General features: G+C 71.7%; 17 protein-coding genes. 5 read left to right on the top strand and 12 right to left on the bottom strand.

Annotated features, from left to right (window positions below; all coding sequences use genetic code 11):
• Positions 1-85: 85 nt before the first annotated feature.
• Both ACIBKY_RS24315 and ACIBKY_RS24310 read right to left on the bottom strand, forming a co-directional pair.
• Positions 86-1,474: a serine hydrolase domain-containing protein gene (locus ACIBKY_RS24315; protein WP_397099627.1), complete on the bottom strand. Its 1,389-nt coding sequence runs from the start codon at positions 1,472-1,474 to the stop codon at positions 86-88.
• A gap of 115 nt (positions 1,475-1,589) precedes the next feature.
• Positions 1,590-2,807 carry an ROK family transcriptional regulator gene (locus ACIBKY_RS24310; RefSeq protein ID WP_397099625.1) on the bottom strand — a complete coding sequence of 406 codons (1,218 nt, stop codon included), beginning with the start codon at positions 2,805-2,807 and terminating at the stop codon, positions 1,590-1,592.
• Between the two features lie 312 nt (positions 2,808-3,119).
• On the opposite strand from ACIBKY_RS24310, the gene ACIBKY_RS24305 reads away from it, so the two are divergent.
• A complete protein-coding gene (locus ACIBKY_RS24305; RefSeq protein WP_397099623.1) occupies positions 3,120-6,995 on the top strand; it encodes a discoidin domain-containing protein in 3,876 nt (1,291 codons plus the stop codon).
• 28 nt (positions 6,996-7,023) lie between these two features.
• On the top strand, positions 7,024-9,387 hold the full coding sequence (locus ACIBKY_RS24300; RefSeq protein ID WP_397099621.1) for a cellulase family glycosylhydrolase: 2,364 nt from the start codon (positions 7,024-7,026) through the stop codon (positions 9,385-9,387).
• A gap of 43 nt (positions 9,388-9,430) precedes the next feature.
• On the opposite strand, the gene ACIBKY_RS24295 is transcribed toward ACIBKY_RS24300, so the two are convergent.
• The 3 genes from ACIBKY_RS24295 to ACIBKY_RS24285 are packed head-to-tail and all read right to left on the bottom strand — an operon-like array spanning position 9,431 to position 11,409.
• Entirely contained in the window at positions 9,431-9,925 is a 495-nt protein-coding gene (locus tag ACIBKY_RS24295) for an SRPBCC family protein (protein ID WP_397099619.1), read from the bottom strand.
• Positions 9,922-10,287: a metalloregulator ArsR/SmtB family transcription factor gene (locus ACIBKY_RS24290; RefSeq protein ID WP_397099618.1), complete on the bottom strand. Its 366-nt coding sequence runs from the start codon at positions 10,285-10,287 to the stop codon at positions 9,922-9,924. Before ACIBKY_RS24290 ends, ACIBKY_RS24295 begins: the two co-directional genes overlap by 4 nt.
• Before the next feature lie 57 nt (positions 10,288-10,344).
• Positions 10,345-11,409 (bottom strand): LacI family DNA-binding transcriptional regulator, encoded by a 1,065-nt coding sequence (locus tag ACIBKY_RS24285; RefSeq protein ID WP_397099616.1) that lies wholly within the window; start codon positions 11,407-11,409, stop codon positions 10,345-10,347.
• A 68-nt stretch (positions 11,410-11,477) separates the two neighbouring features.
• Here ACIBKY_RS24285 and ACIBKY_RS24280 point away from each other — a divergent pair, with 68 nt between their 5' ends.
• The gene (locus tag ACIBKY_RS24280; RefSeq protein WP_397099614.1) at positions 11,478-12,410 is read left to right on the top strand and encodes a nucleoside hydrolase; all 933 of its coding nucleotides are present in this window, start codon (positions 11,478-11,480) and stop codon (positions 12,408-12,410) included.
• Positions 12,407-13,342 carry an adenosine deaminase gene (add, locus tag ACIBKY_RS24275; protein WP_397099612.1) on the top strand — a complete coding sequence of 312 codons (936 nt, stop codon included), beginning with the start codon at positions 12,407-12,409 and terminating at the stop codon, positions 13,340-13,342. Before ACIBKY_RS24280 ends, add begins: the two co-directional genes overlap by 4 nt.
• Before the next feature lies 1 nt (position 13,343).
• Here add and lexA read toward each other — a convergent pair whose 3' ends face one another.
• Positions 13,344-13,952: a transcriptional repressor LexA gene (gene lexA, locus ACIBKY_RS24270; RefSeq protein ID WP_397100497.1), complete on the bottom strand. Its 609-nt coding sequence runs from the start codon at positions 13,950-13,952 to the stop codon at positions 13,344-13,346.
• Between the two features lie 44 nt (positions 13,953-13,996).
• Complete coding sequence (locus ACIBKY_RS24265; RefSeq protein ID WP_397099610.1) at positions 13,997-14,470, bottom strand: hypothetical protein; 474 nt, start codon at positions 14,468-14,470, stop codon at positions 13,997-13,999.
• Positions 14,471-14,792: 322 nt separating this feature from the next.
• On the opposite strand from ACIBKY_RS24265, the gene ACIBKY_RS24260 reads away from it, so the two are divergent.
• The gene (locus tag ACIBKY_RS24260) at positions 14,793-15,203 is read left to right on the top strand and encodes an ATP-binding protein (protein ID WP_397099608.1); all 411 of its coding nucleotides are present in this window, start codon (positions 14,793-14,795) and stop codon (positions 15,201-15,203) included.
• A 213-nt stretch (positions 15,204-15,416) separates the two neighbouring features.
• Here the strand turns inward: ACIBKY_RS24260 and ACIBKY_RS24255 are convergent, their stop codons facing one another.
• Genes ACIBKY_RS24255 through ACIBKY_RS24235 form a run of 5 tightly spaced genes read right to left on the bottom strand, consistent with a single transcriptional unit; the run spans position 15,417 to position 21,914 of the window.
• Positions 15,417-16,250, bottom strand: coding sequence for a sugar ABC transporter permease (locus ACIBKY_RS24255; RefSeq protein ID WP_397099606.1), 834 nt, complete (start codon positions 16,248-16,250; stop codon positions 15,417-15,419).
• Entirely contained in the window at positions 16,247-17,626 is a 1,380-nt protein-coding gene (locus ACIBKY_RS24250) for an ABC transporter permease subunit (protein ID WP_397099604.1), read from the bottom strand. The genes ACIBKY_RS24255 and ACIBKY_RS24250 overlap by 4 nt, the downstream gene beginning before the upstream one ends.
• Positions 17,626-18,819: an extracellular solute-binding protein gene (locus ACIBKY_RS24245; RefSeq protein ID WP_397099602.1), complete on the bottom strand. Its 1,194-nt coding sequence runs from the start codon at positions 18,817-18,819 to the stop codon at positions 17,626-17,628. Before ACIBKY_RS24245 ends, ACIBKY_RS24250 begins: the two co-directional genes overlap by 1 nt.
• 9 nt (positions 18,820-18,828) lie before the next feature.
• Positions 18,829-20,148 (bottom strand): alpha/beta hydrolase, encoded by a 1,320-nt coding sequence (locus ACIBKY_RS24240; protein ID WP_397099600.1) that lies wholly within the window; start codon positions 20,146-20,148, stop codon positions 18,829-18,831.
• Positions 20,145-21,914: a glycoside hydrolase family 13 protein gene (locus ACIBKY_RS24235; RefSeq protein ID WP_397099598.1), complete on the bottom strand. Its 1,770-nt coding sequence runs from the start codon at positions 21,912-21,914 to the stop codon at positions 20,145-20,147. Before ACIBKY_RS24235 ends, ACIBKY_RS24240 begins: the two co-directional genes overlap by 4 nt.
• Positions 21,915-22,015: the final 101 nt, after the last annotated feature.

Raw genomic sequence — 22,015 nt, 5'->3', positions numbered from 1 at the left:
GCGAAGCCCCTCGCGGTGTTTGTCGCGGTCATCGAATGTTCATGGCCGAAGTGGTCCGCTCCGACGAACTGATCGTCGGTGAGGGTCAGCGCGTCACGCGGCGGTCGGCCCGGCCGGTGTGCAGGTACGCCGCGTGGCCCTGGCCGTCGTCGCCCAGGAAGGCCAGCGGGGCGCGTACACCGTGCTCGGGTTCGACCGGGATGAGCGTGTCGCCGCGCCAGGTCACCAGCTCCGTGCGGTACGGCAGTTCGTCCAGTTCGGCGGTGACGCCGATGGGCAGGCGCTCCAGCCACAGGCGGCCCTGCTCGTCCTGGCTCACCGTGGTCTCGCTGGTGCTGGAGGCGTAGGTGCCGGTGTAGCGGGCGGCGTCCGGCGCGGGCGCGAGCGCGGGGTCGGGCATCGGCGTCGCGGGCGGCTCGATGCCGCCGAGCTCGCGCAGCACGCGCCGCTCGATCTGGCGGAACACCCGTTTCGGCGAGCCGCCGTTGGTGACGAGCGCCAGTGCCACGTCCTTCCCCGGCACCACACGCAGGAACGCCGACTGGCCGACGGTGTTGCCGTCATGACCGAAGACCGTGTCGCCGGACAGGTCGAACAGCTCCCAGCCCAGGCCCCAGGCGGCGCCCTGGTCGATGTCGGGCTGCGTGATCTGCGGCACCCGCATCGCCGCCACGCTCTCCGGGCTCAGCACCCGGGCGCCGTCCGGTCCCGCGCCGCCGTTGAGGTGCATGCGGACGAAGGTCAGCAGATCGCGGGCGCGCATCGCCAGCATCGATCCGGCGGGCGCGTTGGAGCGTGCCAGCGCCCAGACGGGTGTCGGCTCGGGGGTGGCGCCCGGCGCCGCTTCGATGTGGCCCACGGCGGCGCGGTGAAGGATCGCCTCGTACGGATCGTTCGCCGCGTGGGTCAGGCCCAGGGGCGTGAACAGGTGGGCGCGCATGCAGGCGTCGAACGGGACGCCGCGCACGACCTCGATGATCCGGCCCAGCACGCAGAAGCCGGCGTTGTTGTAGGAGAACATCTCGCCGGGTTCGAACAGCTGGGGCACCTCGCGCAGGACGTCCACGTACTTCTCGACGCAGTCGTCGCCCTTGCCGGTGTCGGTGAAGATGTCGCCCTCGAACCCGGCGACGTGGGACAGCAGCTGCCGGACGGTGATGCGCGCGGCGGCCCGTTCGTCGGCGATCCGGAACCCGGGCAGGTACCGGCGCACGGGGGCGTCGATGTCCAGTTCGCCCTCATCGGCCAGTTGCATGGCCAGCGTCGCGGTCAGCACCTTGGTGATCGAGCCGATCTGGAAGATGGAGTCGGCCGTGACCTCGACGCCGGTGGCCGTGTTCAGCACTCCGGCGGCGACGTCGACGGTCCGCTCGCCGTGGCCGATCGCCACCACGGCTCCCGGTACCTGGCTCTCCGCGAGCAGATCCGGCAGCCGGTCGCGCAGCCACGTGCCGATCTCATCCAGTTTCGTCATCGGTGTACCTCCCGCGTTCACACCGCAGGAGCTTAGGATCGGCGTGACCAGCGGTGTTCGTCTGCTCCGACCATCGGCGGCGGGCCGATTCGTGGGTCCGGCCAAGCCTGCTCGGTCAGCGGCCGAAGAGGTCGTCGCGGACGGTCGCCAGGGCGAGGTCCATGGCGCCGGCGAGCACGGGGTTGCCGGCCAGCTCCGATCCGCGCACCGCGGGCCGCGTGGGAAGCAGGACGTGGAGCTCGCGCTCCACGAGGTCGCGCAGCCGTTCGCCACCGGCCTCCATGACGCCCCCGGCCAGCACGATCAGCCCCGGGTCGACCACCGAGGCGATGGCGGCGAGACCGACCGCCAGCCGCCCGGCCACGAGCCGCAGGCCCGCCGCCGCTTCCTGGGCCGCACGGCCGGGCTCCCCCGCCATGGCCACCGCCGCACGGCCGGACTCCCCCGCCATGGCCACCGCCGCACGGCCGGACTCCTCCACCATGGCCACGGCCGCGCGCACGGACTGCCGGAAGTCCGGGCGGTCGATCCCGTAGGTGGCGAGCAGGTCGCGGATCGCGCCGCCGCCGCCCACCGACTGGAATCCGTGGCTGCCGTGCCGCCCGCCGTCGCGGGCGGTCACCGTACCCGAGATCGGCATGTGGCAGATCTCTCCGGCGGCGCCGAAGAAGCCCCGGTGCAGGCGGCCGCCGATCACCAGCGCCGCGCCCAGGCCGTCGTCGGCCCACAGCAGGACGAAGTCGGGGCAGCCGGCGGCGGCGCCCCTCGCCTGTTCGGCCAGCGCGACGAGGTTGACGTCGTTCTCCACGCTGACCTCGGCGCCGAGCGCCGCGCTGAGCGTGGGCACGAGGCCGGGCAGGTGCCAGCCGGGCATGTCCGCTTCCGCGAGGTGTCCGAGGCGGCCGGTGGCCGGGTCGACCGCGGCCCGCACGCCGATGACCACCCTGCTCAGCGGTCCCGGCGGGGCCGCGCCGTCCAGCGCCGCGCGCAGCCGCTCGACCGGCGGGCCGCCGTCCGGGTCCGGGGTGGGCAGCACGAACTCGCCCACGACGGCGCCGGTGATGTCGGCCACCCGCACCTCGATGGCGCCGGGGGTGACGCCCATGGCAGCCACGTGGGCGGCCGCCGGGTTGATCCGGTACGTCTCCGCGTTACGCCCGGCCAGGCCGGAGCGCATCCCGTCGCTGACCACCAGGCCCGCGGCCTGAAGGCGGGCCAGGAGCTGGAAGGCGGTCGGCTTGGACAGACCGGTGAACTCGCCGAGTTCGGGACGCGTCAGCGGGCCGCGCTCCAGCAGGACCCTGAGCGCGATGCGCTCGTTGATGGCCCGCATCAAGCTTGGAGTCCCGGGTTGTGAGGGGTTCACGGCTTCAGAGCGTATCCGAGTGACCGCTCAAATTTCTTTAGTTAATAAATTTTCCTAACTCCCAGCTCGGGGCCACCTTGACTCCCGACAACCCCCTCACAGGGAAATCCGCTGTTCAGATATGTGAATGCGGAGAGCTGCGTGCGCTGACTTTCAGTAAAGTTGGGGCTTGCATCTGCCGCCGTGGGCTCCTACGCTCCGCAATAGTTAGGAATATTTCTTAACTATCGGTTGCGCGACCGGACTTCTCACCCCCCGAGATTCTGTCAGGAGCCACTGATGTCAGGCGTGATCCCCTTACGACGCCGTCTCGCCACGGCAGCCGCCCTCTTCGCCCTCGCCGCGCTACCGTTGCCCGCGCTGCCCGCGCAGGCCGCCGGTGTGGCCGCCATCCCCGATCTGACCAGCGCGAACCGTCGGGCGCCCATCGCCGGACTGCCCGACTGGAGCAAGGCGGGCTTCCGCGGCGGCGCGGCCCTGCCGGGCTCCGGCGCCATGAACCCCGACGCGGCCTGCCACATCACCCCGCAGGAGCTGGCCGGCCAGTACGGCGTACGCCCGGACGGGAGCGACGCCACCACGGGCCTGCAGGCGGCCATCGACGCCATCAGGTCCACGTGCACGCCGAGCGCCGGATACACGAAGCTGTCGTCGATCACCCTGCCCGCCGGCCGGTTCGTGGTCACCAGGCAGCTCGGCCTGGACGCCGACTACCTGGTGCTCAAGGGCGCGGGCATGGGACAGACGGTCCTGTCCTTCCGCCCGGACGCCAGCACACGCTACGACACGCTGACCGAGGACGGCAGCGACTGGGACGAGGACGGCGCCACCCACGGCGCCGGCAAGGGCGGCTGGACCTGGCCGGGCCGCGGCCTGCTGCGGGTGCAGACCCGCGAGGTCCACAGCAAGTACGCCGGCGACCACTCCTCCGCCCCCGCCAACCGCAAGGACATCTTCGAGGGCAGCGTCAACCAGCACTGGGCGGCCGGCGTGCCGCTGCGCGCCGCCTCGGTCACCGGAGAGACCCAGATCAGGCTGGCGGGCAACGCCGACATGGCCCGCTTCAAGGCCGGCGCGCACCTGTGGGTCGGCGCCGCCAACAGCGTGAAGTTCTACCAGCAGCAGACGGTCACCGACACCTCCAAGTACATGAACCTGCACATGCGCCAGCAGATCTTCACGATCACCGCCGTGGACGCCGCGGGCAGGAACCTCACGATCGACAAGCCGCTGGAGTACGACCTGCCGGTGAACTCCACCTCCGACGGTTCCCCCGCGATCGGCGGGACCGTCTACCCGAGCCGGGTCACCCCGCTGAAGGTCGTGCAGGGCGTCGGCATCGAGGACCTGACCCTCACCCAGGACATGACGGGCATGCCCAAGCTGGGCGGCGGCACGTACAACCTCGACCGGGCCGACGCCCGCTTCAACTACGGGAACATGGCCCCCGAGTACGCCCAGCACGGCATCGTGCTCAAGTGGGCGGCCAACGTCTGGATCCGCCGGGTCGGCACCGAGATGACCGGCTCACACGCGGTCGTCACCGAGAGCGCCAAGAACATCCAGGTCCAGGAGTCGAACTTCGACGGCTCGTGGAACAAGGGCAAGGGCGGCAACGGCTACTTCCGCGGCTCGCGCGTCTGGGACTCGCTGTACGCCTACAACACCTCGCGCGGCCTGCGGCACTTCACCTTCCAGTGGTCGGCCTCGAACAACGTGGCGATCGGCAACGACTTCGACTCCGACCTGAACGTGCACGGCGGCTGGGAGCGGCGCAACCTGTTCGAGAGCAACAAGGTGCGCGTGCCGTTCGAGCACGCCTCGAAGAACTGCCGCGCCAACTGCGGCGACGAGGGCGGCGGCGGGCCTGACAACTCGACCTGGTGGCCGATCTGGTGGGCGGCGGGGCCGAAGGCGGCCAAGTGGTCGGGATCCAGTGGGCCGCAGAACGTGATCTACAACAACGAGATGAGCAAGCAGACGACGGAGGGCGGGCCGTACCAGAGCTACTATCCGGACCGGCAGCGGCTCTACCAGTTCGGCAGCTCGGCCGGTGACGCGACGAAGTTCCAGCATCTGGCGGTCAACGGGACCACGATCGCCGACTGGGCGGGCAACGAGAGCGCCGACTTCACGGGTTCGGGCGTCAACGCCTCGCGGACCGACGCCTCGGGCTCGCTTTTCCTGAAGGGCCAGGGCGGTGGCGAGGACACCATCCCGCCGAGCACCCCGTCCGGCCTGCGCGCCACCGCCACCACCGCGGGTTCGGTGTCGCTGGCCTGGAACGCCGCCACCGACAACATCGGCGTCACCGGCTACGACCTCTACCGGGGCACCACCCTGGTCAACACCACCACCGCCACCACCCACACCGACACCGGCCTGACCCCGGCAACCGCCTACACCTACACCGTCAGAGCCCGCGACGCCGCCGGCAACACCTCCCCCGCCAGCGCCCCGGTCACCGCCACCACCCAGCCAGGCGGCGGCACCGAGACCCTGCTCTCCCAGGGCAGACCCGCCACCGCCTCCTCCATCGAAGGCGCCGGGTTCGAGGCGGCCAAGGCCGTGGACGGCGGCACGAGCACCCGCTGGGCCAGCGCCGAAGGCAACGACCCCGAGTGGATCACCATCGACCTCGGGGCCACGGCGGACATCTCCCGCGTCAAGCTGAGCTGGGAAGCCGCCTACGGCAAGTCCTACAAAATCCAGACCTCGCCCAACGGCACGGCCTGGACCGACGTCCACTCCACCACCACCGGCGACGGCGGCACCGATGACGTGACCTTGTCGGGCAGCGGGCGCCACATCCGCATGTACGGCACGCAGCGCGGCACCCCCTACGGCTACTCCCTCTGGGAGTTCGAGGTCTACGGCTCCTTCTCCGGCGGCGGCGGGGACACCACCCCGCCGAGCACCCCCGGCAACCTCCGCTCCACCGCCACCACCGCGAGCTCGGTGTCGCTGGCCTGGAACGCCGCCACCGACAACACCGGCGTCACCGGCTACGACCTCTACCGGGGCACCACCCTGGTCAACACCACCACCGCCACCACCCACACCGACACCGGCCTGACCCCGGCAACCGCCTACACCTACACCGTCAGAGCCCGCGACGCCGCCGGCAACACCTCCCCCGCCAGCGCCCCGATCACCGCCACCACCCAGCAGGGCGGCGGCGGCTCGATCGTGGACGTCTCCACCGCGGCCCAGCTCATCAGCGCCCTGGCCGGTGCCCAGCCCGGCCAGACGATCCGCCTGGCCGCGGGCGAGTACCGGGGGGCGTTCCTCACCCAGAGGGCCGGGACCGCGTCCGCCCCGATCACGCTGACCGGCCCGGCCGGCGCCGTCCTGGTCAACGACGGCCCGTCGGGGACCGCCCCGTCGTGCCCCGCCCCCGGTGGCGGATGGGACTCCGGGTACGGGCTGTGGTTGTCCGGCGCCCCGTACTGGAAGCTGACCGGCTTCACCGTCAAGGACTCCAAGAAGGGCATCGTCCTCGACGACTCCCACCACGTGACCATCGACGGCGTCCACGTGCACCACACCGACGAGGAAGGCGTGCACTTCCGGCGCTCCTCCGCCGACGGCGTGATCCAGAACTCCACGATCACCCACGCCGGTCTGGTCCAGCCCGGCTACGGCGAGGGCGTCTACATCGGCTCGGCCGGTTCCAACTGGAGCTGCCACGGCAACTCGGGCGGCGTCGACCGTTCCGACCGGGTCAAGGTGCTCGGCAACGACTTCGGGCCCGGCATCGCCGCCGAGCACGTCGACGTCAAGGAAGGCACCACCGGCGGCGTGATCCGCGGCAACTCCTTCAACGGCACCGGCATCTCCGGCGAGAACTCCGGCGACTCCTGGGTCGACGTGAAGGGCGTCGGCTACGTGATCGAGAACAACACCGGCACGTTCTCCTCGCCCGGCACGTTCGCGAACGGCTACGAGACCCACAACCCGTCCACGTCACCGTCGTTCGCCAACGGCTGCGGGAACGTGTGGCGCGGCAACCGCTCCGACCTGGGCGAAACCGGCAGGTACGCGATCTACGTCTCCTCCACCTCCAAGTGCGCGAGCAACCCGAACGTCGTCCACGCCTCCAACACCGTGAGCAACGCCCGCACCGGCCTGACCAACATCCCCGTCACGCCGTAACCCCCCGAAGAGAAGGACGAACGCCAAGATGAGACCACGAACGCTCGCGGCCTTAGCCGCGGTGCTGGCCCTCCCCCTCACCCTCCTGAGCACACCGGTCTCCCAGGCGGTGGCCGTGACGGCGACGGCGTCGTCGACGGAAGGCTCCGGCTTCGAGGCGTCCCAGGCCACCGACGGCGACGGCGCCACGCGCTGGGCCTCGGAGGAGGGCGTGGACCCGCAGTGGATCCGCCTCGACCTGGGCGCCACCAGCACGATCAGCGGGGCCACGCTCACCTGGGAGGCGGCCTACGCCAAGTCCTACAAAATCCAGACCTCGCCCGACGGGACGTCCTGGACCGACGTCTACTCCACCACCACCGGTGACGGCGGCACGGACCAACTGACCCTGTCGAGCAGCGGGCGCTATGTCCGCATGTACGGCACGCAGCGCGGCACCACCTACGGCTACTCCCTGTGGGAGTTCGCGGTGCAGACCTCCTCCGGCGGCGACACCACGCCACCGAGCACCCCGTCCGGCCTGCGCGCCACCGCCACCACCGCGAACTCGGTGTCGCTGGCCTGGAACGCCGCCACCGACAACACCGGCGTCACCGGCTACGACCTCTACCGGGGCACCACCCTGGTCACCACCACCACCGCCACCACCCACACCGACACCGGCCTGACCCCGGCAACCGCCTACACCTACACCGTCAGAGCCCGCGACGCCGCCGGCAACACCTCCCCCGCCAGCGCCCCGGTCACCGCCACCACCCAGCAGGGCGGCACCGAGACCCTGCTCTCCCAGGGCAGACCCGCCACCGCCTCCTCCATCGAAGGCGCCGGGTTCGAGGCGGCCAAGGCCGTGGACGGTGACACCACCGGCACCCGCTGGGCCTCCGAGGAGGGTGCGGACCCGCAGTGGATCCAGGCCGACCTCGGCACCAGCGCCACCATCTCCCGCGTCAAGCTGACCTGGGAAGCCGCCTACGGCAAGGCGTACAAGATCCAGACCTCCGCGAACGGCACCAGCTGGACCGACGTCCACAGCACCACCACCGGCGACGGCGGCACCGACGACGTCGCCGTGACCGGCAGCGGGCGCTTCGTCCGCGTCCACGGCACCCAGCGCGGCACCGCCTACGGCTACTCCCTGTACGAGCTGCAGGTCTACGGCACCTCGGGTGGCGGCGGGGACACCACCCCGCCGAGCACCCCCGGCAACCTCCGCTCCACCGCCACCACCGCGACCTCGGTGTCGCTGGCCTGGAACGCCGCCACCGACAACATCGGCGTCACCGGCTACGACCTCTACCGGGGCAGCACCCTGGTCAACACCGCCACCGGGACCACCTACACCGACACCGGCCTGACCGCGAGCACGAGCTACACCTACACCGTCAGAGCCCGCGACGCCGCCGGCAACACCTCCCCGGCGAGCAACGCGGTCACGGCCACCACCCAGCCGCCCACCGGCGGCGGCACCCCGGTCGAGGCCAACGGCCAGTTGCGCGTCTGCGGGGTCAGGCTCTGCAACGAGAACGGCAAGCAGATCCAGCTGCGCGGCATGAGCTCGCACGGCCTGCAGTGGTACTCCCAGTGCCTCAACACCGCCTCGCTCGATGCCCTGGCCACCGACTGGAAGGCCGACGTCCTGCGGATCTCGATGTACATCCAGGAGGACGGCTACGAGACCAACCCGCGCCTGTTCACCGACCGGGTGCACAACCTCATCGAGCAGGCCACGGCCCGCGGCATGTACGCCATCGTCGACTGGCACATGCTCACGCCCGGCGACCCGATGTACAACCTGTCCAGGGCCAAGACGTTCTTCACCGAGATCGCCCAGCGGCACAACAACAAGAAGAACCTCTTCTACGAGATCGCCAACGAGCCCAACGGCGTCTCCTGGTCGACGGTCAAGAGCTACGCAGAGCAGCTGATCCCGGTGATCCGCGCCATCGACTCCGACACGCCCATCCTCGTCGGCACCCGCGCCTGGTCCTCGCTCGGCGTCTCGGACGGCGCCAGTGAGACCGAGGTGACCGGCAACCCGGTCAACGCGACCAACATCATGTACACCTTCCACTTCTACGCCGCCTCGCACGGGAGCAACTACCTCAACACGCTGTCCCGCGCGGCCGACCGGATCCCGATGTTCGTCACCGAGTTCGGCACGCAGACCGCCTCCGGCGGCGGTGGCAACAACTTCGGGATGTCGCAGCAGTACATCGACCTGATGGCCCAGAAAAAGATCAGCTGGGTCAATTGGAACTACTCCGACGACGGCCTGTCCGGCGCCGTCTTCACCGGCGGCACCTGCCCGAACGGCCCGTTCACCGGAACGAGCCGGTTGAAGGAGGCGGGGGTGTGGATCCGCGAGCGGGTTCGTACTCCTGACGACTTCTGAGCCACCCGCCCCGCCCGCCCTCCGGCGCGGGCGGGGCCGTCGCTCAGTCGCGCAGCGCCTCGAAGTACGGCTTCATCGCGGGGTAGTAGTCGTCGAAATCCGGCTTGGGCGATCCGTCGCGGGCGGCCACGAGCATGTCGAGGTAGTACTCCCAGCCGGGACCGACGTCGCCGATGCCGTCGAGGCTGTCGAAGTGCTGCACGAACTCCAGCCGTGTGGTGCCGTCGCTCTCCGACAGCAGCAGCTCGAGCCGCCACTCGCCGTGCTCGTCGGTGGCCGAGACCGACAGGCGCTCCGGCGGCCGGCAGTCCTCGATGCGCAGGTCCATCCACGGGGACTGGTCCTCGTACGCCATCTGGACCTTGATCGTCCGGCCGGGCCCCGGGTCGCCTTCCCACGGTCCGAACCAGCGGGCGGTGCGCTCGGACTCGGTGACGCTGGCCCACACGTCCTCGATGGGCGCGCGGAAGGTCCGGGTGAGCACGAGATCGTTCTCGGCGTCCTTGCGCAGGAGTCGCGCGGTGGGGCGGGGTGTCATGCGGTGTCCTCCTTGACGTCTTCTGCCGCGCCGCTCGTGCGGTGTTCGCGGCGGGTTCGGTAAACCTCGGTCTCCAGTGCGTCCAGGCGTCGCTCCCAGGCGGGCCGCCCGGCGAAGAACTGATCGAGCCACTGGGCGAGCTCGTGGAGCCGCCCGGGGTCGAGCTCGTAGAGGCGTTGCCTGCCGACGAGCTCGTCGTGGACCAGCCCGCCTTCCCTGAGCACGCGCAGGTGGCGGCTCACGGCGGGTCTGCTGATCTGGAAACGCCCGGCGATCTGGCCGGCCGACATCCGTCCTTCGCGCAACATGACGAGAATCTCCCTGCGCACCGGGTCGGCGATCGCGCCTGCCACCTCATCCACGCAAGAAGCGTAACACACTGGTTACGCGTCAGCCAGGTGCCCCGCGTCCCGGCCGGTTCATCGCGAGTCGCAGCCGCAGCTGCGGCGTGCGATGAGGGTCGCTCGCGGGGCGGGCGCCGGGGCCGCGCGGCCGAACAGGAGGGCGACCGCCTGCCTGGCCATGTCGGCGACGGGTTGCCGGGTGACGGTCAGGGCGGGGGCGGTGTGGGCGCTGCCGGGGGTACCGTCCAGGCTGATCACCGCCAGGTCGTCCGGTACGGCCAGCCCCGCGGCGCAGGCGCCGGACAGCACGCCGACGGCCTGCTCGTCGGTCGCCGTGATCAGCGCCCGTGGCATGACGCCGCCGGCGATCAGGCGGCGGGTGAGGGCGTCGGCGTCAGCCCGGGAATAGGCGGAGCGCAGCAGAACGGCGCCGGGGGCGGCATCGGGGGCGGGACCGGGGGTGGCATCGGGGGCGGCGGAGGGGGCGGGACCGGGGGCGGGACCGGGGTTGACGGCGGGGGCGGCGCTTTCCTGCCAGGTAAGGCGGCGAAGTCCTACCGGGCCGGTGTCGTGGGGGCCGGCGAGGAAGGCGGGGTCGTGGTGCCCGTGCGCGCGCAGGTGGGCGACCGCCTCGCGCACCGCGTGCTCGTTGTCGGCGGCGACCAGGGGCGCGCTGCCCGCCGCCGGGCCGTTGTGCAGGTAGACGGCGGGCACCCCGGCCTGCGCCGCGTGCCGCGCGACGTCGTCGGTGGCGTCGGCCGAGACGATCACCAGGGCATCGACCTGGGCGGCCAGGAAGCGTTCGACGAGGTGGCGCTGGCGTTCGGCGGAGTAGCCGGCGTTGCCGATGAGCATGAGCCGGTCGTGCCCGGTGAGCTCCTGTTCGACGTGTTCCGCCAGGGCGCCGAAGTAGGGGTTGAGCGCGTCGGCCAGGACCAGGCCGACCACGCCGGTGGTGCGTGAGCGCAGCGCGCGGGCGATGCGGTTGGGGCGGTAGCCGAGCTCGGCCGCCGCGGCCAGTACCCGCTCGCGGGTGGCGGCGGCCACGGGGCGGGGACCGTCGTTGATCACGTAACTGACCACGGCGGTGGAGGTGCCGGCGCGGCGGGCTACGTCGGCCAGGGTGATCGGCTTGTTCATGGCGGTTTACAGTCTCGCAGCTAATCGTTTAGATTCGCCAATCTAAACGATTAGACCCCGAGGTGCGAATGATCATCGATACCGACACGGGTTCCGACGACGCGGTGGCGCTGCTGCTCGCGCTCGCCGCGCCCGGCGAGGTCCGCGCCGTCACCACGGTGGCCGGCAACGTGCCGCTCGCCACGGGCACGCGCAACGCACTGGTCACCCTGCAACTGGCCGGGCGCGCCGACGTGCCCGTCCACGCCGGGTGCGAGCGTCCGCTCGTCCGCCCCATGTCCACCGCCCAGCACGTGCACGGCCACGACGGCATGGGCGGCCACGAACTGCCGGACCCCCTGCGCGGCCCCGAGCCGGATCACGCGGTGGACGTCCTGCTGTCGTCGCCCCGCCGCCGTCCCGGCGAGCTGACGCTCGTCACGCTGGGCCCGCTCACCAACCTCGCCGCCGCGCTGCTGCGCGACCGTCTGCTGCTGTCGCGCTTTCGCCACGTGTACTGCATGGCCGGCGCGGCCGACCTGCGCGGCAACATCTCCCCCACAGCGGAGTTCAACGTCTGGGCCGACCCCGAGGCCGCCCGCGTGGTTCTTCAGGCGGCCAGGCCCGAGACCGTGACCTGGATCGGCTGGGACGTCTCCCGCCGGGACGCCGTCATGACCCCCGGCGACCAGCGCCGCCTGGAGGGGCTCGGCACCCCGCTGGCCGGGTTCGCCCATCGCATCAACCGGACCGTGGCCGACTGGGCCCGCGACGTCACCGGGCTGGCCGGCTACGACCTGCCCGACCCCGTCGCCATGGCCGTCGCCCTGCGCCCCGAACTGGTCCTGGAACGGGAGACCGTACACGCGGACGTCGCCCTCGGCGACGAGACCCGCGGCCAGCTCATCATCGACCGCCGCCGCACCGCTCCCCCGCCCAACGTCACGCTGGTACGCCGCGTCGACGAGCAGGGCTTCAAGCACATGCTCTTCGACGCCTGCGCCCGGGAGGTCCGCCCGTGAACACCCGCCACGAGCTGCACTGTCACCTGGACGGCTCGCTGCGCCCAGCCACGATCGCCGACCTGGCCCGCGGGCAGGGCCTCACCCTGGACCGCCCCGTGCGGGACCTGGTCGTCGCGCCCGCCGGCCGCGGCAGCCTGAGCCGCTACCTCACCTACTTCGACCTGCCACTCCAGGTCCTGCAGACCCCGGACGCCCTGCGCCGGGCGGCCCGCGAGCTGGTCGAGGACTGGAGCGCCGACGGCGTCGTCCACGGCGAGGCCAGGTTCGCGCCGCAGTTGCACGGCCGCCAGGGCATGACACTCGACGAGGCGGTCACCGCCGTGGCCGAGGGCCTCGCGGAAGGCCGCGCGACGACGGGCGTGCGCACCGGCCTGCTGCTGTGCTGCTTGCGGCACCAGAGCCCGGAGGAGAGCATGGCCGTGGCCGAGACGGCGCTCCGGCGGCGTGAGGTGGTCAGCGGCCTGGACCTGGCCGGCGACGAGCGCCTGTACCCGGCGGCGCCGCACCGGCCCGCCTTCGACCTCGCCCACCGGGCGGACCTGCCGTGCACGGTCCACGCCGGGGAGGCCGCCGGCCCGGCCGGCGTGTGGGAGGCCATCGAGGTGCTCGGCGCCCGCCGCATCGGGCACGGTGTGCGGTGCGCCGAGGACAAGGCGCTGCTCGAACGGCTCCGCGCCGACCACATCACGCTGGAGATGTGCCCGACCAGCAACGTGCAGACCGGCGCCGTCCCCAGCCTCGCCGAGCACCCGGCCACGCGGCTGCTGGCGGCGGGCCTCGCCGTGACGATCAGCACGGACGCCCGCACGACCTCGGACACCAGCCTGGACCTCGAGTTCGCCCGCCTGCGCGAGACGGCCGGATGGGGCGAACGGCAGGAAGGCCTGGCCCAGGATCATGCCCGCGCCGCCGCCTTCGGCGGCGGATGACTCAGACGCTGCGCAGGACGCTGACCACGATGCCCAGCACCACGGCGTCGTCGCCGTCGATGACGTCGTAGGCGGGGTTGCGGGGTTCGAGGTGGACGTGCCCGTCCCGCCGCCTGAACACCTTGACGGTGGCCTCGCCGTCGATCATCGCGGCGACGATCTGGCCGGTGTGGGCCTCGGCCTGCCGGCGCACCACGACGAGGTCGCCGTCGCAGATCGCGGCGTCGATCATCGAGTCGCCCCGGACGCGCAGGCCGAACACGGTGCCCCGCCCGGTGAGGTCGCGGGGCAGGGTCAGGATGTCGTCCACGTGCTCGTCGGCCGGGATGGGCGTGCCCGCGGCGATGTCGCCGACCACGGGCACGCTCACCAGGCCCGTGTCCCGCTTCGGCGCCGCGCCCGGCAGGAACGGCCGCACGTCGATGGGCCGGGTCATCGTGTCGCTCCGGCGCAGGAAGCCCTTGTCCTCCAGGCTTTTCAGGTGCTTCGACACCGACGACGACGACCGGAGCCCGACCGCCCGGCCGATCTCGCGGGCGCCCGGCGGGTAGCCGTACCGGATCGCCCAATCCCGGATCGTGGCCAGGATCCGCTGCTGGCGCTGCGGCAGGGCGGAGAAGTCCAGGTACTCGAACGCGTCGTCGTCGTAGGAGGTCACCCGGACATGCTAGAGGCCGGAAAACCAGCGTCTGCCGCGCATTTCCTGAAGACCTCGTATACCGCGAGGTAGTTCTGCGAGCCGCGGCCCCGCGCGACGGCCCGCTCGGCGATCTCCAGCATCAGCCGCGGCCGCTCGGCGGGGACGCCCTGCTCGACGCTCGTGCGGGTGATGTGTTCCAGGGCGTTGAGGTTCATCTCCAGCTCGCCGAGGTAGCGGGGGTCGCCCACGCGGGCCGGCGTGGCCCGGTGCTCGTCGAAGACCTCGCGCGGGCCGCTGTAGAGGAACACCGAGCCGCGCTCACCGGCCCACGCCGCCAGCTCGCGCGCCTCCGACGGCGTCCCCGACGTCAGGTTCACCACGGTACGGCCCCGCAACCCGTCCCCCACCGGCCCGAGAATCCGGGTCGTGGACGCGTAGTCGTTCAGGCACACGATCGTGACGTCGGCCGCGGCGACCGCCTCGTCCACGCCGTCGGCGAGCCGGGCGCCGCGGGCGGCCGGGCTCGGTACCCCGTCATCGCCGCCACCCCGTTAGTGCGCCGGGGACAAAGGACAAGGTTAGGGTGAATATCGACACAATGCACTGATCAAAATGGTTTCGGTGTGCATCGTGCACATGGTGGAGGTATGTCCGGTTTTTAGTCTGTCGAGATGAGCACCGATGCCTCCCCAAGTCCGGTGACGTATCCCGTGCCGCAGGTGCGGAAGCACCAAGACCATTAGGAAGTGCCATGTGCCAGCACTGCCCTCTACCCGCCCGGCCGAGCAACGCGAGCGTCAGGTACGCGGCATGGAAACGCTGACGTCGCCCGAGGAGTCCACGATCGCGTCGTGGTCTCTGCCGCCCCACTTCCGCTCGGCCGCCGAGGCGCGTCGCCACACGGCCGGCTACCTCAACAGCTGGGGCTTCCACGACACCGACACCGGCGTGCTGCTGGTCAGCGAGCTGGTGACCAACGCCCTGCGGTACGCCCCCGGCCCGGTCACGCTCACCGTCTGGCTCATCGACGGCCTGATGCGCTGTGAGGTCGAGGACACCAGCGCGCAGCCGCCCGCATGGCACGAGCCGGCCGTCCACGCCGAGGGCCACAGAGGGCTCTACCTCCTGGACGCGCTCGCCTGCTGCTGGGGCTTCGTCCGCACCGGCGAGGGAAAGGCCGTGTGGTTCGAGCTGCCCGTGTCCGGAGAGCACGATGCGTAAGATCGTGCTGCCCCGGCCGCGCCCGCGCCCGCCGCGCCAGGACCAGGATCTGCGCACCCCTTCTGGGCGCAAGCTTCCCTACTGACGCCGTCCCGGTCCGCTCCACCGCCCGGCGGCCTTCCCCCCGGAGCATCACCCGGGTACCCCGGCGAGCCGGGACACATCGCGCGGGGCGGGCGGCGGGCGTGGGCTGGACGCGTGGGTGCCGCTCGCTCAGGCCTTGACGGCGCCGCTGGTCAGGCCGCCGACGATGTAGCGCTGGAGGAACTGGAAGAGGATCAGCACCGGCAGCGCCCCGATGAGGGCACCGGCGGCGAAGACGCCCCAGCTCTGGCCGAGCTGGTAGGAGACGAGCTGGTACAGGCCGACGGCGAGCGTCTGCCGGTCGGGGTCGGTCAGGACGAGGCCCGCGATGACGAAGTCGTTCATCGTGGCCACGAAGGAGAACAGCGCGACGACGACCAGGATGGGCCGCACGAGCGGCAGCAGGATCAGGAAGAAGACCTGCGCGTGCGAGGCGCCGTCCATCTGGGCGGACTCGTCGAGCTCGCGGGGAATGGAGTCGAAGAAGCCCTTCATGAGATAGGTGTTCACGCCGAGCGCGCCACCCAGGTACACCATGATCAGGCCCAGCGTGCTGCCCAGCCCCAGTGGGGGAAACACCTCCTTAAATGCCGACAAAAGCAGGAAAATCGCGACGTAGGCCAGCACCTGGGGGAACATCTGGATGAAGACCAGGCCGACCAGGCCGCTCTCGCGGCCACGGAAGCGGAACCTCGAGAAGGCGTACGCGGCGCAGGCGCCCATGAACACCGACCCGGCCGCCGTCGAGACCCCGATCACCAGCGAGTTCACGAACCAGCGGGGAAACGGGTGCAGCGCGTCGGTGAACAGCGTCGCGTAGTGCCGCCAGGTCACCTCGGCGAACAGGTCGTTCGAGCCGGTCAGCGTCCCGCTCGGGTTGAGCGAGGCGGCCAGCACGAACACCAGCGGGAACAACGCGACCACCGAGGCCAGCACGCCGGCCAGGTGCCTCCAGACCCTCATGCCGCCGCCTCCAGCCGCCTGGCCCGCCGGAACCCGGCCAGCGACACCGCCGCGATCACCGCGAAGATCAGGATCGAGACCGCGCAGGCCAGGCCGTAGTTTCGCGAGGTTCCGCCGAAGGCCAGCTTGTACACCAGTGAGATCAGCAGGTCCGTCGAGCCCACGTCGATCGGCGCCCCGGCGTCGCGGGGGCCGCCACCGGTGAGCATGTAGATGACGTTGAAGTTGTTGAAGTTGAACGCGAACGTGGCCACCAGCGCGGGCGCCGTCGAGGCCAGCAGGAGCGGCAGCCGTACCGAGGCCAGGACCCGCCACGGACCCGCCCCGTCGACCTGGGCGGCCTCGGCGAGCTGGCGCGGCACCGCCTGCAGCGCCCCGGTGCAGATCAGGAACATGTAAGGGAACCCGATCCACACGTTGACCGCCAGCACGCTCAGCCTGGCCAGCCAGGGATCGGACAGCCACGGCACGGTGGCGCCGCCCAGCAGCACCTCGTTGACGAACCCGTGGTCGGTGTTGAGCAGCCCCTGCCACAGGAGCGCCGCCATGAACGCGGGGAACGCGTACGGGAAGACCAGCAGCGAGCGGTAGACGCGGTAGCCGTCCAGGATCAGCGCGAGCACCAGCCCGAAGCCGAAGCTCAGCGCGACCGACAGCGCGGCGAACACGAACGTCCAGACCAGCACGCCCAGGAACGGCCCGCGAATCTCGGCGTTGGTGAGCACGCTGGTGAAGTTCTCGGTGCCGACGAAGACCTTCCAGCCGGGACTCAGCGAGCGCCCGCCGGCCGAGGTGAAGGCGCCGCGTCCGTCGTCGCGGTAGACCGTTCCCGCCCGGTCGGTGAAGACGCCGCCGGCGTAGGTCAGGGTGGGCCGGTAGAGCGCGGCCGTCACCCCGTCCGCGGTCTTCAGCACGCCGCCCTCTGCCGGGACCCGCAGCTTGACGATCTCCGCCTGCCTGGCCACGATCTCCGCGTACGGCAGCGCCCGCCACCCCGGCCCGCTCTGGAAACCCAGCTGGCCGTCCTTCTCCGCCACCCGGATCGGCCGGCTCTCGCCGGTCTTGACCTCGCTGGCGGCCAGGATCGCCGCGACCGCGTCGGACTTGGTGGCGTTGTGGCCGTCGCCGTAGTTGGTGAATGCGGCGTAGCCGGTGTAGAGCACCACGTACACCTGGTAGATCAGCAGCAGCACGATCCCCGGCGCCAGGTACTTGGCGGGGACCGCCCGCCTGCTCAGGTAGACCGCGTTGATGGCCACCGTCCCGGCCAGCAGCAGCGCGAACATCCACCACGAGCGCTGCCCGCCGAGCGCCACCAGTCCGTAGACGGCCAGCGCGTCGGCGACGGCCAGCGGCAGAAAGCGAAGCGCGCGCATCAGGACCCGATCTTCGCGCGGATGCGCTCCGCGGCCTTCCTGGTCAGCTCGGCGGGCTCGCCCCGGCCGGTGATGATCGCGAGCTGGGACAGTCCCCAGTCGGCCCAGACGGCGTCCATCTGGGGCACGTTCGGCGTCGGCACGCCGTCGGCGGCGGCCTCGGCGAACCCGGCCAGGACCGGGTCACCGGCCAGTTCCTCGCGCACCGAGTTCATCGCCGGCGGGCGGCCGCCCGCCGCGTGCAGCGCCTTCTGCGCCCGCGGCGTGGCCAGGTAGTTGACGAGGAAGTCATTGGCCAGGATCGGGTTGGCGCTCTTGGCGCTGACGAAGAAGCCCTGCACGCCGGCGAACGGCCGCGCCTTCTCCCCGCCCGCGGGGGGCACCGGGTCCACCGCGAACGGAACGCCCGCCTTGGCCAGCGCGGGCGCGTCCCACGGACCGGTGACCAGGAACGGCGTCTCGCCCTTGACGAAGGCGTTGGTCGCGATGTCGCCGGTCAGCGAGGTCGAGACGGCCTTGTCCGCGGCCAGCCGCTTCAGGTAGGCCGCGAACTTCAGCCCGCCCGGGTTGTCGATCTCCAGCTTGCCGTCCCGGCCGAAGACCTGCGAGCCGAAGGAGGTCTGCAGCGCGTACAGGTGGAAGGGCGAGCCCGCCTTGGGGTCGACGGGCAGCCCGACCGGGTACGTGCTCTTACCCGCCTTCACCAGGCTTTTCCCGCGAGCCACCAGTTCGTCGAAGGTGGCGGGCGCGGTGGGGACGAGCTTGGTGTTGCGCAGCACGGCCACGCTCTCGATCGCGTACGGCAGGCCGTACGTCTGCCCGTCGTAGGTCATGGCCCGCATGGCCGCCCCGGAGAACAGCGCCGCCTTGGCCGACAGGTCGAGCGGCGCGACGACGCCGTTCTGCACCAGCTTGCCCAGCCAGTCGTGCGGGCCGACGATGACGTCGGGCCCCTGGCCGGAGGGCGCCTGCGAGACGAAGTCGTCGCGCAGGTTGCCCATGGCCTTCTGCACGATCTTGACCTGGACGCCGCGGTCCTTCTCGAACGCCGCGGCGATCTCCCGCAGCGGCGCGGCCCGGCTGTCGTCGGCCCAGACGGTGAGCGGGGCGGGGGGCGGGGCGGCCGCCTTCTCGGCGGCGGCGCAGCCCGCCACGAGCAGGGTGGTGGCCGCGAGTGCGGTGAGCTTGCGCATGGTCGCTCCTCAGGATCCGGCGTGCGGGTCGTTCTGAGCCGGATCGCTCCAGCTCGCGACGCGTACCCACACGCGCCGGTCCGCGTCGTGCCTCAGGGGGGTTCGGATGGGGAAGCCGTCGGCGTCCAGGCCGTCGCGGCGCCAGCCGCGCCCGACGGTGCCGTTCAGGCCGACGCCGCGCGGCAGCCGCCAGACGCCGTGGTGGACTCCGGGCGCGACCTTGGTGGTGACCAGGCCGGAGAAGTAGACGGGCGAGTCGTCAGGGGTGCCGAGGGGGACCACGACCGTGACGTCGAGCAGCGCGCCGGGGGCGCCGTCGACGACCGTGACCCGTTCGCTCACCTCCAGCTCGCCGGTACGGGCGACGACCTGCGCGGCGCCGGGTTCGACGCCTTCGAGCAGGGCGTGGCCGACGCTCTTGAGCGGGCCGGCCGGCTGCCAGGTCACCCGCGCGCCGAGGGCTGAGTACACGCAGCCGTCGGCGCGTTCGGCGATGGGCGCGACGTCGAGGTGCTGGCCGGTGACGGTCTCGCCGCCGGTGCCCGAGAGCAGGACGGGCGGGCCCGCCGTACCGAAGAGATGCAGGAGCGCGCTGCCGGCGCGCGCGGCCCAGGCGTCCTCGTGGTGGGGCGCGGACGGCTCGTGCAGGTAGCGCAGTTCCTCGTCGGGCGCGTAGCCGAGGTCGAGCAGGTGCTCCGCGAGCTCGCGGACCGGCCTGACCATGATCAGGCCCTCCATGCCACCGATGTCCAGCCAGACCCGGTGCGGGCCGCGGGCCTCGAAGCGCCGGTAGACGGGGGTCTCTTCGAGCGTGCGCGGGTCCACGAAGACGAGGAACGGCGAGAGCGCCGCGGCCAGGCCGAACACCTCCGGCCGCCGGAAGGCCAGGTGGTAGCTGACCAGCCCGCCCATCGACGAGCCCATGACGGCGGTGGCCGCCGGGTCGGCGGTGACCGCGTAGCGCTCGCGCAGCGCCGGCAGCAGTTCCTCGATCAGGAACTCCTCGTACAGCTCGCCCCTGCACACGCCGGCCGGGTCGCGCGGGTAGGGCGCCACGTGCGAGTACTCGTTGCCGCGCTGGTCACCGGCGTTGGAGACGCCGACGGCGACCAGCGGCGGCAGCAGCCCGCGCCCGATCAGGTCGTCGAGCGTCTCGTCCACCCGCCAGCTCGGGCTCAGGCCCGCTCCGGCGAACACGTGCTGCCCGTCCTGAAGGATCACCACGGGGTACGGCCCCGCCGCCGGGTCGTGGCCGGGCGGCAGGTAGACGAAGACGTCGCGGGAGTTGCCCAGCGCCCGCGAGCGTACGCCGGTCAGGGTTTCGATCATCGTGCGGTCTCCCAGACGTGGAAGGCGGGACCGTCGGCGGGCATGGGCTCGCCCGGTGCGAGGTCGGGGGCGCCGAGCAGGCCGGCGAGCGCGGCGGGCGCGGGCATCGGGGCGTGGGCGTTCCTGCTGACCTGGATCAGCAGCGTCTCCCCCGGCGCCGCCCGCTCGAACAGCACCACGTCCCGCTCGGCGCGCAGCCAGCGCAGCCCGCCGCGGCGCAGCGCCTCCCGGCCGCGGCGCAGCGCGATCAGCTCGCGGTAGAGGCGGTGGGTGTCGTGATCCTGCGCGGCAGGGTCCCAGGGGAAGGGGCGGCGGCCGTCCTCCAGGTGCACGCCCTCGACTCCGACCTCGTCGCCGGCGAAGACCATGGGCAGGCCGGGCAGCGTGAACAGCAGGGCGGCGCCCAGGTGCTGGTGGTCGCGGCCGGCGATCGAGCGGAAGCGCGCGGTGTCGTGCGAGTCGAGCAGCGTGAGGTTGTGCGTGTGGGAGCGCCAGGGGATGCGGGCGGCGTACGCGCGCATCACGGCCGCCAGGTCGTGGCCGCCGTAGTCCGGGATGGGGCCCGGTGTGCCCCAGAACTCGGTGGAACGTTCCCTGGCCAGCCACGACCACACCGGGCGGGCGAAGCCCGCGTAGGCCATGGTCCCGTGCCAGCCGTCGCCGCGCAGCGCGGACGAGGCGTCGAACTGGTTCTCCGCCAGCAGCAGCCTGTCGTCGCCGAGCGCCGCCCTGGTGGCGGTCGCGACCTGGGCGTTCAGTTCGACCGCGCCGTGGCGCCCGGCCGACTGGGCGACGTCGACGCGCCAGCCGTCCAGGCCGAACTCCGCGGGGTAGCGGGCGATCACGGCGTCCAGGCGGCGGCGCAGCTCCGCCGAGCGGTGGTCGAACTTGGGCAGGGTCTTCACCCCGGCGAACGTGGCGTAGTCGTCGCCGTCGAAGTAGTAGAAGTCCCGTTCCGGGCCGGCGGGGTCGTTCCTGGCCTTGACGAACCAGTCGTGGGCGTCGCCGGAGTGGTTGAGCGTGATGTCGCCGATGACCCGCATGCCGCGGGCGTGGGCCCGGGCGGTGAGTGACTTCAGCGCCTCGTCCCCGCCCAGGAGCGGGTCGACGTGGTCGAAGGTGCTGGCGTCGTAGCGGTGGTTGGAGCGGGCGGGGAAGAACGGGGTGAGGTAGACGAGGTTCGCGCCCAGGGTCTGGATGTGGTCGAGGCGCTCGGCCACGCCCCACAGGTCGCCGCCGTAAATCTGCTGGAGGGCGTGCGGCCTGCCGTACGGGATGGGCTCGTCCCATGCGGCGGGGCGCGCCCACGACGGAAGGGGGCCGCGCGGCCGCTCGGAACGGGCGAACCGGTCGGGGAAGATCTGGTAGATCACCGCGCCGGCGGCCCATGCGGGCGGCGGCGGGTGGGCGGTGAGGGTGAAGTCGGCGGCGTCGGTGACCTCGGTGCGCGAGAGGCCGGCGGCGCTCAGCCACAGCGGCCCCGAGCCGGTGTGCAGCAGGAAGCGGTAGCCGCACTCGGGGTTGACCACCCGCAGCGTGGCCCGCCACCAGGTCTCCTCCGGGGTGACGCGGTCGATCATCGCCTCGGTGAACGCCGGCTCGCCGTCGGGGGCGCTGCGGACGAAGACGCGCCGGGTCCCCAGCGTGCCGGCCGTGCGGGCGAACACCTCGACCTGATCGCCCAGTCCGGGCGAGGGGTCGGAGACATACAGCGGCGAGCCGTCGTGGTGCGCCACCGTGTTGCAAAGTGTTTCCGACTGGACCATGCTGTCAACGCTCCCTTTACCTGCTTTGATGGTCAGGAGCCTAAGCAGCCTCCCTCAGGTGCGGCAACGTCGCGCAACATGTTTCAACGGTTTCTGGAGTC

The sequence above is a fragment of the Nonomuraea sp. NPDC050394 genome, from assembly GCF_044459065.1.
In the GTDB taxonomy this organism is placed as follows: Bacteria; Actinomycetota; Actinomycetes; order Streptosporangiales; family Streptosporangiaceae; genus Nonomuraea.
Note: the sequence above shows the minus strand (reverse complement) of the source record. Positions and strands in the feature narration are given on the sequence as shown.